The organism is Nitratireductor aquimarinus (assembly GCF_017255295.1).
In the GTDB taxonomy this organism is placed as follows: domain Bacteria; phylum Pseudomonadota; class Alphaproteobacteria; order Rhizobiales; family Rhizobiaceae; genus Nitratireductor; species Nitratireductor aquimarinus.
Map to the genome: position 1 here is coordinate 148,534 of NZ_JAFKDE010000009.1, position 14,032 is coordinate 162,565.

Genomic DNA, 14,032 nt, shown 5'->3' on the forward strand with positions numbered 1-14,032 from the left:
AACCCTTCTCCCCGCGAACGGGGAGAAGGGGGGAGGATGCAGTCAGATCGAGGATCGGATCAATCTTCGACCGGACGCAGGGAGAGCAGGTGAAGGAGACGCTCCGGCGTCTCGTCGTGAACGACGGGCTTGGCCTGAGGATTCTCGGCGCTGAAGAAGCCCGTGAAGCGCTTGGTGTTGTACTGGTACCAGAGCGGGTTGTTGAACACGGCGATGAACGGCATGTCACGACCGACTTCCATCTGAATGTCGTTCATGATCGCGCGCTGCTTCTCCGCATCAACGGTCTGGAAGAAGGAGTCCAGCAGGCCGTCGAGTTCTTCATTGTAGTAACGCGTCGCGCCGAAGCGGGTCTTGCCCTGGTTCTGCGAATGCAGGCCCAGATCATACTGGTAATGCGGCGTGACACCGGTGAAGTAGGCGTTCATGGCCATGTCGTAATTGCCGTTGATCAGGCTTTCCGACCAGACCGCATGCTCGGGCGTGGCCACCTGGGCCTCGATGCCGATCGCCGTCAGACCTTCCACCGCCAGCTGCACCGTGTTGATCCAGTCGGTCCAGCCATTCGGCACGATGATGTTGAACGAGATCTTCTTGCCGCTCGGCGTTTCCAGATTGCCGTCGCCATCGGTGTCCTTGTAACCCGCCTCGGCCAGAAGCGCCTTGGCGCCCTCGACATCATAGCGGGTGAACTTGCCATACTCGGCATCCACTTCCGGATTGTTCCAGGAGTGGTAGGCCTGACCGAGACCGGACGGATACTGGTTGATGGTCGGATAGCCGTAACCGGCAATGTCGACCATGGCTTCACGGTCAAGCGACATGGAAACGGCGCGACGGAAATCCACGTCGCTGAACGCTTCGCGGTTGCCTTCGTTCTTCGATTCCATGTTCACGTTGAACATGACGAGCGAGCCGGCCGGGAACCAGTATTTGTGGTTCTCGGGATCCTTGCCGACAAAGGTCTTTTCGATGTCGGGCAGGAACGAGCCCATCCAGTCCAGTTCGCCACGGGCGGCAGCCGCCAGCGCCTGATCGTTTGTGGCGATCTGCGGGAAGCGCATGCAGTCGACCTTGAGGGTCTCCGCATCCCAGTATTTTTCATTGCGGCACTGGATGTATTCCTGCGGCGTGAACCGGCGGATCTCCGTCAGCGGACCGGTGCCGACCGGGTTCGGGTTGGTGAAGGTCACCGGGTCCTCGACGCTTGACCAGACATGCTCGGGCACGATCGCCAGACGGACGATGGAGTAGATCGCGCCGGAATTGGCATCGCTCAGCTGGAAGCGGACGGTCTTGTCGTCCACAGCCTCGACCGTATCGACGAGCTTGCCATGACCATAGATGTCGAGCGGCTTGTTCTCCTTCACCAGATTGAGGCTGAACACCACGTCATCGGCCGTGAAGGGCTCGCCATCGGACCAGGTCACGCCGTCGCGCAGGGTGACTGTCAGCGTCTTAAGATCTTCGGAGAATTCATAACCCGTCGCCAGCCGATAATTCGGCTCACCGCCTTTCAGGGTATTGAAGATGATCAGCGGCTCGTAGATGAAGTCGTTGACCGAAGGCAGTCGCGAGGACTGGTTGAAGGGATTGTAGTTTTCAATCCACGCCGTGCGCTGGATCGGCAGGGCCGTGAGAACGGATTCAGCCGCGGCCGCTTGCATCTGCAGAATACCGGCGGCAAGGACCAGCCCGGCCGTCAACGAATGTTTCATGCTTTCCTCCCTCAAGAGTCCGGGCGGACCGTCCGCCCTCTTCTACTGCTCCGCCAAAGGCTCCACCCTGGCGCGACACGCGCCGGCAAGAACAGTCCAGTCATTCTGGTAGATAGGACCAATCTAATGCCACCGTCTATTTCGTAAATTTCGTCAGTTTCGTTGCATTCGCCTTCGGGCGTGGCTCGCGGTCTTGGCGGAGCCTTCGGCTTTCGCTAGCGTATTCATTGAAAGGCGTGCTTTTTGCCGTCTCGGGAGGATTACATGAATTGGCGCAGGATTTTACCGGCCGGTTTCCAGGCGCGGCTCTTATTGGTCTTGCTTGCGGTATCAATCGTGCCGCTGGCGATCAGCGCTGCCGCCTTCTACTCCCTCGTCAACGCAAACATTGCACGCGAAACCTTCGAGAAGATCGCCTTTGCGCGCGATGCCAAGACCAGTGAACTGACACAATATGTGTCTTTCGCCAAGCGGCAGGCCGAAAGCCTCGCCCAGACCAACATAGCGCGCTACTCGATTGGCGATTTTTACGGTTTCAGCTACGCCATGAGCCAGATGGCGCCCGATGAGGAGCAGGCGGCGGAGGAGCTGCGCAGCCTGTTCGAGGTCGGGCCGAACGAGCCGGCGCGGGCCGAAGCGCCCAGCCATGACCGGCTCCTGCGCGAAGCCCTCGCCTACGCCAATGCGCACAGCCAGTTCCACGAAGAATATCTGACCTTTGTTGAAAGCTCCGAGTTCGACAATGTCTATCTCGTCAATGCGCGCGGGCGGGTCGTCTATTCCGTTTTCAAGGACGATTATCTGGGCAGCCTCCTGACCAAAGGCGATTCAACGCTTTCCAGGGCGCTGATGGAGCTGCGCTCTGCGCCCGACGACCGGCACATCGTGTTTTACGATTTTGCGCGCGATCCGCGCACCGGCGAATTCGCCGCCTATTTCGCTGTTCGCGTGAGCCTTTATCAACGCGCCAGCGGCGCGGCCATTCTGCGCCTGCCCGCCAGCAAGCTTGCCGCCCTTCTGGGTGGGCATGAAGGCGTCAACGGCACGCTCAGCCTCATCTCGTCGCGCGGCGCCGTCATCGCCTCTTCGGCCCCTGCCCTCAAGACCGGCGTGAGCGCCAGCGTGCCGGAGGAGATGGAAGCGAAAAGCGGTGTGACGATGCTCGAAACGGGACTGCTCGGCGCACCCGTCCTTTCGGCATGGACGCATCTTCTCCTGCCCGACGCCACCTGGCTTTTCGCCGTCGATGCAGACGCCGCATCGGCCTTCGCAGCGAGCACCAGACTGCGCAACCTCATCCTGGCGCTGGCCGCACTCGCGCTGCCGCTGATCCTGCTTCTATCCTACTATCTCGCCCGCTCGCAGACCCGCCCCCTGAAATCCGTCACCGATGCGGCAGAGGCCGTGGCCGATGGCGCGCTGGACATGAGCCTGCCGAAATTCGACAAGCCGACGGAATTCGCGAGGCTCTCCCATTCCGTCGCCCGCATGCGCGATGCGCTGCGCGATCAGCTTCAGCTCATCAGCCAGAAGAACCGCGAACTGGAAGTGCATATCCGCGAGATCGGCGAGAAGAATGCGGAGCTGGAACAGGCCGACCGCATGAAGGACCAGTTCCTCGCAAACACCTCGCATGAGCTGAGAACACCGCTCAACGGCATTATCGGCATCTCCGAAACACTGGCTGCGGGTGCGGCCGGCGACATCGCACCGACACAACGCAACCAGCTTCAGCTCATCACCTTCTCGGCCCGCCGCCTGTCGCGCCTCGTGGACGATTTGCTCGACCTCTACCGCATCCGTCAGGGCCGCATGCGGCTCGACATTCAGGGCGTCGATGTGGCCACCAGCGTGCGCCAGGTTCTGCTTCTCTCCGAGCCGCTGCTTTCCGGCGAGCCGGTGAGCCTCAGGGTGGACATTCCCGATGTGACGCCGCCGGTAATCGCCGACCCGGTGCGCTTTGAGCAGATCCTCTACAATCTCATCGGCAACGCCATCAAATATGTCGATGACGGGCACATCCACGTCACCGCATGGCACGAGGGTGAAGGCGACAGCGCGACGGTTTCCGTCGCCGTGGAAGACACCGGACGCGGCATCTCGCCCGAGAATCTGGAACGCATCTTCCAGCCGCTCGAACAGGCCGAATCCGGCGACGTCACACAGAAGAAGAGCGGGACCGGCCTCGGCCTCGCCATCGCGCGCAATCTTGCAGCCCTGCTCGGCGGCACGCTGACCGCGACCAGCGAACCGGGCAAGGGCTCGCGCTTCGTGTTGCAGCTTCCCGCCGCCAGCGCCGATGCGGCAGAACAGGCGCGCGGGAAATATCCCGGCGGCCTGCACCAGACCATCAATGCGCTCGATGCCTTCGAGACCTCCGTCTCCGAGCGCGGCGACGCCAATGCGCAGACCATCGTTGTGGTGGATGACGAGCCGATCAATTTACAGGTTCTGCGCAACGTGCTCCTGCCGCAGGGCTATCGCGTCATCTGCGCCGACAATGGCCGCGATGGCATCGAGGCCGTTCTGGAACACAAGCCCGACCTTCTCATCCTCGACGTGATGATGGACGATCTCTCGGGCCTCGAAGTGGCGCGCAGGCTGCGCCGCCAGTTCTCGCTGATCGACCTGCCCATCATCATGGTGACGGCGCGCAGCCGCACGCGCGACATGATCGCCGGCTTCGAGGCGGGTGCGAACGACTATGTGGTGAAGCCCTTCGTCAAGGATGAGCTTCTGACGCGCATCTCCACCCTGATCGACGCCTCGCGCGCCCGCAGCCGTGCGGAGGAAAATCAGGAACTGCGCGACGAGGTGGATCGCCGCATCCAGGTCGAAGACGCATTGCGCCTGTCGCAGCGCCGCATGGCGCGCCTGCTCGACGCGCTGGAAGCCGGTCTTGTCTGCGTCAACGACAAGACGATCATCACCTATGCCAACCGGGCTGCGGAGACGATCTTCGGTCGCCCGCTCGACCGCGCCACGCCCCTGTCTCTCCTGCTGCCGTCGGACATGGCCGCGCTGCTCGACAGCCAGTGCCGGGTGGATGGCGAAAGCAGCGCCACGCTGCATCTGGGCGGACGCGAATTCACCATCAATGCGTTCGAGCTGGAGCCCGAAGCGGGCGCGGGTATGGCGCTCGTTCTGAGCGACGCCTCGCTGGAGGCCGAGAACCTGCTCGTTTCGGTGCGCGGAGCCATCGACAGCGCGCTGCCGGTAATGGCCGGCGAAGCGCAGGCCGAGCCGGGCCCGGCATCGGATGAAGCCTATCGTGCCCTCATCGTTCAGGTGATGACGGGCAGCCTCAACCTGTGGCGCGACGTGACCGGCAAGGAGCGGATCGAATTTGCCGAGGAGAGCGGCATCTGGCGCGTCAGCCTCGACAAGACATCGCTGCAGACCCGCACGCTCGACAAATATCTGCTGATCGAAACGCTGCCTCTCAACCCGCGCTGGCGCGATGTGGTGCGCTCGGCCGAGTTCACCCTTGCCCGCGCGGAGGCTGCCGACCGGCAGGCCGAAGCGCAGAAACTCGCCGCCGATCTCGCGCGCCTGCGTGAGCATCTGCGGATCGCCAACTCACCCCGGCAGCGGCAGGACCAGCCCACCGCCGCCGATCTCTGAAATCCATCAATCCACGCATTCTTTTTCGGGAGGAACACCGATGCCGAACAGCCATGCCTGCCGCCTGCTGACCAATTGGGACGCAGAGCGCCGCGTGATCGAGCTGAAGCTCGAAATGACCGAAGGCGCGCCCATCAGCGGCGCGCAGCTCGCCACCACCTCGCTCTTCCGCATTCATCCCGATTGCGAGATCGAGGGGGCGACGCTTGCCGACCAGCTTTCCAACTACCACGTGTTCCTCCAGCCGAGCGGCGCAGTGCTTGCGCCGGGCGAAAGCTGGGTCATTCGGGCAGACCGGCTGAGCCATGTGCTGCGCCACTACACCTATGGCCCCAAGAGCGCACATCTCATTCTGAAAGACGGAACCACCTGCCCCGTGGACGTCAAACCAATGACGCTGAATGGCGTTCCCGGCGAGCCGAACTGGGAGAAACTCGAGCCGACCGCGCTGCCGGAAGGGGCGGCCCCCGTCTCCGTCATTCCCGCACCGCTGGACGTTCAGGTGGATGGCCGGCGTGACACGGCTGCCCCCTTCGTGCTCGCAGCCGGGGCCACGCCGGATGCGCAGAAAGCGTTCTCGGTGGTCAGCGCGCTTGCAGGCCGCCTCTTCGCCGGTGAGGCCCCGCTGTTCGGCCAGGATGGCGGACATGTGGTGACGACGACGGCCGGTCCCGATCTGGGCGATGGCGCCTATGCGATCACTTTCAACGCGGAAGACATCGCGCTCAGCGCCGGTGATGAAAACGGCTTCCGCCACGGCCTCATCACGCTGGGACAGATGCTGCGCGGCGCGCGCCAGCGCCCGGACGAGTTCACCCTGCCGGCCAGCGGCGCGATCAGCGACAGGCCGCGTTTCGGCTGGCGCGGCGCGCATCTCGACGTCGCCCGCCAGTTCTATCCGATGCAGGATCTGAACGACTTCCTCGACTGCCTCGCCTGGAACAAGCTGAACCACTTCCACATCCACCTGAACGATGACGAGGCGTGGCGTCTTGAAATTCCGGGCTGGCCCGCGCTGACAGAGCGCACCGCGTTTCGCGGCGGCAACGAAATCCTGCCGCCGCTTCTCGGCACGCCGGCAGAGCGTTCCGGCGGTTTCTACACCGGCGACGACATGCGCGCGCTGGTCGCCCATGGCGCGGGGCTCGGCATCGAGATCATTCCCGAGATCGACATTCCCGGCCATTGCTACTGCGTGCTGCGCGCGCTGCCCCAGCTCTGCGATCCGGGTGAGAACCGCATCTACTATCGCTCGGTGCAATACTTCCCGAACAACGCGCTCAACCCCGCGGTCGACGCCACCTGGACCTTCCTCGGCGATGTGTTCGACACGCTGGTGGACATCTTCCCGGCACGCTACATCCACGCCGGCGCGGACGAAGTGGCCGAGGGCGCATGGCTGGAATCCCCGCTCGCCCGCGCACTGGGTGAAAAACTGTTCGGCAAGGTCGAGACCTTCTCGCTGCAGTCCTATTTCCTGAAACGCGTGCAGGAGATGCTGCGCGAGCGCGGTCGCGATATCGCAGTCTGGGAAGAGGCCGCGCTTGGCGGCGGTCTCGATGTGGACGGCGCGCTGCTTGTCGCATGGAAGGAATCGAAGAGCGGCCGCGCTCTGGCCGAACAGGGCTATCAGGTCGTGCTGGCCCCTGCCGAGCATTACTATCTCGACATTGCCCGTTCGACGGAATGGTGGGAGCCCGGCGCAAGCTGGGCCGGAACCGTGACGCTGCGCGACGCCTATGACTATGAGCCGGGCGGCGACTGGCCGGATGCACTGAAAGATCAGCTCGCCGGTGTGCAGACGTGCCTCTGGTCGGAGAACCTGGCGACGCCCGGCCTCTTCGCACATCTGGTCTATCCGCGCATCTCCGCCATGGCCGAGACGGCGTGGTCGGCAAGTGAGCGCAAGGACTTTGACCGGTTCCGGGCGATCCAGGATCTGATGCCCGTTTCACACCGCACGGTGTCGTAAAGAAATTCCGCCCTCATGGTCCGACAGGCTGACCATGAGGGCGGAAACAGTGTCAGCCCTGCAGCTGGCGGCTGGCGAGATACGCAGCCTTTGCCGGCACCGAGAGCCAGGCCTTTGCAAGCGCCACGCGCTCGGGCGTGTAGTGATGCTCGACATCGAGGATGTTGACGGTGCCGACCAGCGTATCGCCCAGCACCACCGGCAGGTTGATGACCGAACCGCAGCCGAGTTCACCGATCAGCGTGGCGTCGGGGAACACGGTGTCGATGTCGGCCAGCGTGTTGGCGACGAAGCATTCGCGCTTCTTGTGCACCGTCTCGAACCAGCGGTCATAATGGATCGGCTTGGTGCCGGACACCGGATATTCTTCCGGATGCGAAGTGTAGGAACGGCTTGCCGTTTCGGTCTTCATGTCTGCCGTCATGAAGGTGAACAGCTTCGTGCCGACCACGGCACGCGTCAGCTCCAGCAGCGCATCGAAGGGTGCATCCGGGGTCGTGGCGAGTGAAAGCGCACGGTCGAATTCGGCCAGCGGGCCGGTGTAGTCGGTCATTTTCAGTCTCTGTTATGCGGGTTGGAGCGTGCCGCCACTGGCGGCGTAGAGTTCGCGCGAATAGGGATCGGAAAGCCGACCCGTCTTCAACGCATCCACCTCTGCGATCTCGACAACACGGCCATGACGCATGACCGCCATCCGGTCGCAGAGGAAGGAGACCACGGGCAGGTTGTGGGTCACCATCAGATAGGTGAGCCCCTGCTCGCGGCGAAGCTTCTTCAGGAGGTTCAGGATTTCCGCCTGCACCGACACGTCGAGCGCTGAGGTGGGCTCGTCGAGCAGCATCACGCGCGGCTCCAGCATCAGCGCACGGGCAATCGCCACGCGCTGCCGCTGGCCACCCGAAAGCTGGTGCGGGAAGCGGAAGCGGAAACGCTGGTCGAGACCGACCGCGTCGAGCATGTCCTTCACGCGCGTGTCGCGTCCGCCGATGCCATGCACGGCAAGCGGCTCGGCCAGGCAGTCATCCACCGTCTTGCGCGGGTGCAGCGATCCGTACGGATCCTGAAACACCATCTGGCAGACTTTTGCGAACTCGCGGTCCGGCGCATGGCCGCGCGGCTTTCCAAGCACGGAGATCTTGCCGGTCCAGTCGGGCGCAAGCCCGCTGATCGCCTTCAGGATGGTCGACTTGCCGGAACCCGACTCGCCCACCAGCGCGAAGCTCTCGCCCTCGGACACCGAGAAATTGACATCGAACACCACCGGCGTCTTGCCGTAGCTGATCGACAGGTTTTCGAGATGAATTGCGGCGTTCTTCATGTGCCCGCTCCCGTGGTCCAGGTGCTGCGGTCGAGAACCGGCAGTTCGTCGCGGTCCTCGTTCATGCGCGGCATGGCCGCAAGAAGCCCCCTCGTATAGGGGTGCGTCGCCTTGTGCAGATCGCTGGCCTTGCACGATTCAACGATCTCGCCGCTGTTCATCACGAGGATGCGGTCGCAATAGCGCGAGACGAGGTTCAGATCGTGGCTGATGAGGATCAGCCCCATGCCCTTGCCGGTCACGAGATCGTCGATGATGTCGAGCACCTGCGCCTGCACCGAAACGTCGAGCGCCGAAGTCGGCTCGTCGGCGATCAGAAGGTCGGGCTCGGGGATGAGCATCATGGCGATCATGACGCGCTGGCCCATGCCGCCCGAAACCTCGTGCGGATAGAGGTTCGCCACCCGCTCCGGCTCGTTGATGCGCACGGCTTCCAGCATGGAAAGCACCCGCGCCTTCAGCTCGCTGCGCGGCAGCTTCTTGTGGGTGAGCAGCGCCTCGCCAATCTGCTCGCCGATGGTCATCACCGGGTTCAGCGAGAACTTCGGGTCCTGCATCACCATGGAGATGCGCGCGCCGCGAAGCTCGCGCATCTGCCGTTCGCTCTGCGACAGAAGGTCGATGCCGTCGAAGGTCATCCGGTCCGCCGTCACGCGGCCCGGCTTGCGGATGAGCCGCAGGATCGACCGGCCCGTCATCGACTTGCCGGAACCGGATTCGCCGACGATGCCCAGGCGCTCGCGGCCAAGCGAGAAGGAAATGCCCTTCACCACGTCGACCGGTCCCCTGGACGTCGGGAAGGTGACTGTCAGGTTTTCGATTTCAAGCAGCGGTGCGCTCATTGCTTTTCTCCCTGCTTGGGATCGAGCACGTCACGCAGACCGTCACCCAGGAAGCAGAAGCCGAGGCTGACGAGAATGATCGCAAAGCCCGGCATGGTGGCGACCCACCACTGATCAAGGATGAAGTTGCGCCCGCGCGAGATCATCGCGCCCCATTCGGGAAGCGGCGGCTGCGCGCCGAGGCCGAGGAAGCCGAGGCCGGCGGCGGTGAGGATGATGCCCGCCATGTCGAGCGTCACGCGCACGATGGTCGAGGACGCGCAGAGCGGCAGCACGTGACGCAGAATGACCCGCGTTGCAGAAGCGCCCTGCAGCCTGACCGCCGAGATGAATTCCGAATCCCGGAAGGTGATCGTCTCCGCGCGTGCGATGCGCGCATAGACCGGCCATGCGGTGATGGCGATTGCGATGATGGCGTTTTCGATGCCCGGTCCAAGCGCCGCCACGAAGGCAAGCGCCAGAATGAGCTTCGGCATCGACAGGAAGATATCGGTCACGCCCATCAGGACGCGGTCGACCCAGCCGCCGAAATAGCCGGACACCGCACCGACCACGAGGCCGATGGGAGCGGCGATGACGGCCACCATGGTGACGATCAAGAGCGTGATGCGCGCACCGTAGACGACGCGCGAATAGATATCGCGACCAAGCTCATCCGTGCCCATCCAGTGTTCGGCGGAGGGCGGCATGAGGCGGTTTGCGAGATCCTGCCCAACGGGGGAGTAGGGCGCAATCAGCGGTGCGAAGATCGCCATGACGACCAGCACCAGCACGATCAGCGCGCCGACAACGGCGAGCGGATTGCGTAACAGTGCGGTCCAGACGCGCCATGCGCGGCCCATATTGGCCTGCAGGCGCGAAGTCGGGGAATCGTCGAGAAGCCAGTCAATCATCGGCGTGCCCTCGGGTCGAGGATGCGGTAAAGCACATCGGAAATCTTGTTGATCATGATGAAGACGGCGCCAATCACCAGCGTCGCGCCGAGAACGGCGTTCATGTCGGCGGTCAGAAGCGCGGTCGTAAGATAGTTGCCGATGCCCGGCCACGAGAACACGGTCTCGATCATCACCGAACCTTCCAGCAGCGCCGCATAGGACAGGCCGATCACGGTGATGAGCTGGATGCGGATCGGATAGAACGCATGCCGCCAGATGACGCGGCGCTCGGACACGCCTTTAACCCGCGCGGTCGTCACATATTCCTGCCCGAGCTGGTCGAGCATGAAGGAGCGCGTCATGCGGGCGATATAGGCCAGCGAGAAGAAGCCGAGGATCGACGCCGGCAGCATCAGATGGTCGAGCGCGTTCCAGAAGATATCCCACTCACCGGCGATCACGCTGTCGACCAGATAGAGCCCGGTCACGGGATCGAGCAGGCCGTCATAGAAGATATCGACGCGGCCCGGACCGGCAACCCAGCCAAGCCCAGCATAGAATATCGCCAGACCGACAAGGCCGAGCCAGAAGGCCGGCACCGAATAGCCGAGCAGGCCGAGCACGCGGATCACCTGGTCGATCCAGCTGCCCTGATGCGTGGCGGCGACAACGCCCATGGGCACGCCCAGCACGACGCCGATGATGATGCCGATGGTGGCCATTTCCAGCGTCGCGGGGAAGACGCGCGCCAGATCGTCGACCACCGGACGCCCGGTGGAGATCGACATGCCGAGATCGCCCGTCAGAACGTCGCCCACATAGGCGAAGAACTGCACGATGAGCGGCCGGTCGAGCCCCATGGCCTGACGCGCCGCCTCATAGACTTCCTGTGTCGCCCGGTCGCCAACGACCGAGAGCACGGGATCGATCGGCACAACACGACCGATGAAGAAGGTGATGGCCAGAAGGCCGAGAAAAGTGCCGGCGACGACGACAGCGAAACGCAGGACGCTCGCAACGCCTTCCCAGGCACGGCTGGCCAGCATGCTCAAACGCGCGCTGGCAGCCCCTGTGGATGGTTCAAATGCCATGGCTTGTTTGCTCTCTGGCCGCTGTTTTTGTTGATGGACGCCCCAAACGCGCCTCCTGTCCCTTGGCTGGCCGGCAGGCCTGCCGTGAGACAAACCAGACGCCAACGTCTTGTTTTCATGCAACTTTGGGGCGCTCAAACTCGTCCCGCGCCCTGCCAAGTCAGTCAAAAAAGTGCTTGGATCATACAAAAAAATCTGATTACATCAAAAAAATTTTTGTGGGGGAAAAATCTTTGAGCAGCCCAACGGTCCGCGCCACACCCGAAGTCGACACCAGGATTGGTGTGCTTATTCGTGCACGCCGCCGCCAGCTCGGCCTCACGCTTCAGCAGCTTGGCAAGGCGGCCGGTCTTTCCGTTGGGTATCTGAGCCAGGTGGAGCGCGACAACGCCACGCCGACGCTCGGTTCGCTTGCCGGCATTGCCCGCGCGCTTGGCGTCGGCCTCGACTATTTCGTCTCCCAGCCCCGCGCCGAAGACGGCCTGACGCGGGCCGAAAGCCGCCCGCAGTTTTCCATCGCCGGATCGCCCATCGTCTATGAGCGGCTCGGGACCGAGTTTCCCGGCAGCCAGCTTTCTTCCTTCCTGCTCACCGTACCGCCCGGCTACGCCTCGGAGACGGTGAGCCATGAGGGCGAAGAGATGATCTACGTCCTCGAAGGCTCCATCACCCAGTATCTCGATGGCGAAGAGATGGAGATGAAGGCCGGCGACAGCCTGCATTACCGGGGCAACACCCCGCACGCCTGGAAGAACGGCACCGACAGTCCCGCACGCCTGTTGTGGACCGGCACGCTGACCGTGTTCGGCGCCAATGGCCAGGCGACCAACCGCATTGAACTGGTTTCTCCGGACAAGGGCAGCCCCAAAGGCTCCCGGTCGGGAACCGGTTCGTCAACCAGCAAGACCAAGAGCAATTCCTGATCCATAAGGAGGAGAAAACAATGAAGCTCTTCAAAACGGCGCTCCTTGCCGCCGCTCTCACCATGCCGCTGTCGCAGCATGTGCTCGCAGCCACGCCGGACAATGTTCTGGTCGTCGCGCAGAACATCGACGACATCGTCGCCATCGATCCGGCGCAGGCCTACGAGTTCTCGTCGGGCGAGCTGGTCACCAACATCTATGACCGTCTCGTGCAGTACGACGCCGAAGACCCGACGGTGCTCGCTCCCGGCCTCGCAGCCGAGTGGGAAGCCGATCCGGAAGCCAAGACAATCACCTTCACCATGCGCGACGGCGCGACCTTCCATTCGGGCAATCCGGTCCGTGCGGAAGACGTGGCGTTCTCGTTCGCCCGCGTCATCAAGCTGAACCTGACCCCGGCCTTCATTCTCACCCAGCTCGGCTGGACGCCGGAGAATGTCGACGCGATGGTCACCGCCGATGGCGACAAGGTCGTCGTCAAATATGAGGGCGACTTCTCCCCCGCCTTCGTGCTGAACGTTCTGGCCGCCCGCCCTGCCTCCGTCGTCGATGAAAAGACGGTCATGGAGCATGAAGAAAACGGCGACATGGGCAACAAGTGGCTCAACGCGAACTCCGCCGGTTCCGGCCCGTTCAAGCTGACCGCCTACCGCCCGGGCGAGCTGGTGCGCATGGGCGCCAACGCCGACTACTTCAAGGGTGCGCCGAAGGTCGAGAACGTCATCATCCGTCACGTGGCCGAAGCAGCGACCCAGCAGCTTCTCCTGCAGTCGGGCGACGTGGACATGGCCCGCAACCTGACGCCGGACCAGATCAACGGCATCAAGGCCGACAACATCAAGGTCGAGACCTACCCGCAGGCCGCCGTGCACTTCGTGTCCTTCAACCAGAAGACCGAAGCGCTGCAGCCGGAAGCCGTCTGGGAGGCCGCGCGCTACCTCGTGAACTATGAGGGCATGGCCGACAGCTTCCTCAAGGGACAGATGGAAATCCACCAGGCCTTCTGGCCGAAGGGCTTCCCCGGCTCCTATGACGAGACGCCCTACACCTACGATCCGGAAAAGGCGAAGCAGATTCTCGCCGACGCCGGCATCGAAACGCCGATCAAGGTCACGCTCGACGTCATCAACTCGACGCCGTTCACCGACATGGCGCAGTCGCTGCAGGCAAGCTTTGCGGAAGCCGGCATCAACTTCGACATCATCCCCGGCACGGGCTCGCAGGTCATCACCAAGTACCGTGAGCGCAGCCACGAGGCGATGCTGCTCTACTGGGGCCCGGACTTCATGGATCCGCACTCCAACGCGAAGGCCTTCGCCTATAACCGCGACAATTCCGACGACAATTACCAGGCCACCACCACATGGCGGAACGCCTGGGCCGTGCCGACGGAGATGAACGACAAGACCGCTGCCGCTCTGGCCGAATCCGACGCTGACAAGCGCAACGAGATGTATGTCGAGCTGCAGAAGGAAGTGCAGGCCAAGTCGCCGATCGTCATCATGTTCCAGGCTGCCTACCAGGTCGCCATGGACGAGAAGGTGAACGGCTACGTCAACGGCGCCACCTCCGACTTCGTCTACTACCGGCTCGTCACGAAAGACTGACGAACGCCGCACCAATCGAGGCCGCCCCGCCAGCCGGGGCGGCCTCTTTCCTTTGCATAGCG

At 63.1% G+C, this 14,032-nt stretch carries 10 protein-coding genes; 4 read left to right on the forward strand and 6 right to left on the reverse strand.

The genetic code is table 11. From position 1 onward, the window contains the following. Positions 1-59: 59 nt before the first annotated feature. Positions 60-1,718 carry an ABC transporter substrate-binding protein gene (locus JYP46_RS16620; protein WP_206548739.1) on the reverse strand — a complete coding sequence of 553 codons (1,659 nt, stop codon included), beginning with the start codon at positions 1,716-1,718 and terminating at the stop codon, positions 60-62. Positions 1,719-1,982: 264 nt separating this feature from the next. Between JYP46_RS16620 and JYP46_RS16625 the strand changes: the two genes are divergently transcribed. Beyond that, complete coding sequence (locus JYP46_RS16625; RefSeq protein WP_206548740.1) at positions 1,983-5,342, forward strand: hybrid sensor histidine kinase/response regulator; 3,360 nt, start codon at positions 1,983-1,985, stop codon at positions 5,340-5,342. 40 nt (positions 5,343-5,382) lie between these two features. Continuing rightward, positions 5,383-7,314, forward strand: coding sequence for a beta-N-acetylhexosaminidase (locus tag JYP46_RS16630; RefSeq protein WP_206548741.1), 1,932 nt, complete (start codon positions 5,383-5,385; stop codon positions 7,312-7,314). Between the two features lie 52 nt (positions 7,315-7,366). Here JYP46_RS16630 and JYP46_RS16635 read toward each other — a convergent pair whose 3' ends face one another. Genes JYP46_RS16635 through JYP46_RS16655 form a run of 5 tightly spaced genes read right to left on the reverse strand, consistent with a single transcriptional unit; the run spans position 7,367 to position 11,395 of the window. Next, positions 7,367-7,867 carry a GAF domain-containing protein gene (locus JYP46_RS16635; RefSeq protein ID WP_113153894.1) on the reverse strand — a complete coding sequence of 167 codons (501 nt, stop codon included), beginning with the start codon at positions 7,865-7,867 and terminating at the stop codon, positions 7,367-7,369. A 12-nt stretch (positions 7,868-7,879) separates the two neighbouring features. Further along, positions 7,880-8,632 carry an ABC transporter ATP-binding protein gene (locus JYP46_RS16640; protein ID WP_206548742.1) on the reverse strand — a complete coding sequence of 251 codons (753 nt, stop codon included), beginning with the start codon at positions 8,630-8,632 and terminating at the stop codon, positions 7,880-7,882. Continuing rightward, positions 8,629-9,474: an ABC transporter ATP-binding protein gene (locus JYP46_RS16645; protein ID WP_113153892.1), complete on the reverse strand. Its 846-nt coding sequence runs from the start codon at positions 9,472-9,474 to the stop codon at positions 8,629-8,631. The genes JYP46_RS16640 and JYP46_RS16645 overlap by 4 nt, the downstream gene beginning before the upstream one ends. Then, on the reverse strand, positions 9,471-10,367 hold the full coding sequence (locus tag JYP46_RS16650; RefSeq protein ID WP_065817307.1) for an ABC transporter permease: 897 nt from the start codon (positions 10,365-10,367) through the stop codon (positions 9,471-9,473). The genes JYP46_RS16645 and JYP46_RS16650 overlap by 4 nt, the downstream gene beginning before the upstream one ends. Then, positions 10,364-11,395, reverse strand: a complete 1,032-nt coding sequence (locus tag JYP46_RS16655; protein ID WP_222474217.1) for an ABC transporter permease — start codon at positions 11,393-11,395, stop codon at positions 10,364-10,366. The genes JYP46_RS16650 and JYP46_RS16655 overlap by 4 nt, the downstream gene beginning before the upstream one ends. Before the next feature lie 278 nt (positions 11,396-11,673). Between JYP46_RS16655 and JYP46_RS16660 the strand changes: the two genes are divergently transcribed. Further along, on the forward strand, positions 11,674-12,363 hold the full coding sequence (locus JYP46_RS16660; RefSeq protein WP_206544413.1) for a helix-turn-helix domain-containing protein: 690 nt from the start codon (positions 11,674-11,676) through the stop codon (positions 12,361-12,363). Between the two features lie 20 nt (positions 12,364-12,383). After that, on the forward strand, positions 12,384-13,970 hold the full coding sequence (locus JYP46_RS16665; RefSeq protein WP_206544412.1) for an ABC transporter substrate-binding protein: 1,587 nt from the start codon (positions 12,384-12,386) through the stop codon (positions 13,968-13,970). The last annotated feature ends 62 nt before the right edge of the window (positions 13,971-14,032 follow it).

Excerpts from the sequence above, each read along its gene's own strand:
- JYP46_RS16620 (WP_206548739.1), bottom strand. The coding sequence starts at position 1,718 with ATGAAACATTCGTTGACGGCCGGGCTGGTCCTTGCCGCCGGTATTCTG.
- JYP46_RS16625 (WP_206548740.1), top strand. The coding sequence starts at position 1,983 with ATGAATTGGCGCAGGATTTTACCGGCCGGTTTCCAGGCGCGGCTCTTA.
- JYP46_RS16630 (WP_206548741.1), top strand. The coding sequence starts at position 5,383 with ATGCCGAACAGCCATGCCTGCCGCCTGCTGACCAATTGGGACGCAGAG.
- JYP46_RS16635 (WP_113153894.1), bottom strand. The coding sequence starts at position 7,867 with ATGACCGACTACACCGGCCCGCTGGCCGAATTCGACCGTGCGCTTTCA.
- JYP46_RS16640 (WP_206548742.1), bottom strand. The coding sequence starts at position 8,632 with ATGAAGAACGCCGCAATTCATCTCGAAAACCTGTCGATCAGCTACGGC.
- JYP46_RS16645 (WP_113153892.1), bottom strand. The coding sequence starts at position 9,474 with ATGAGCGCACCGCTGCTTGAAATCGAAAACCTGACAGTCACCTTCCCG.
- JYP46_RS16650 (WP_065817307.1), bottom strand. The coding sequence starts at position 10,367 with ATGATTGACTGGCTTCTCGACGATTCCCCGACTTCGCGCCTGCAGGCC.
- JYP46_RS16655 (WP_222474217.1), bottom strand. The coding sequence starts at position 11,395 with ATGCTGGCCAGCCGTGCCTGGGAAGGCGTTGCGAGCGTCCTGCGTTTC.
- JYP46_RS16665 (WP_206544412.1), top strand. The coding sequence starts at position 12,384 with ATGAAGCTCTTCAAAACGGCGCTCCTTGCCGCCGCTCTCACCATGCCG.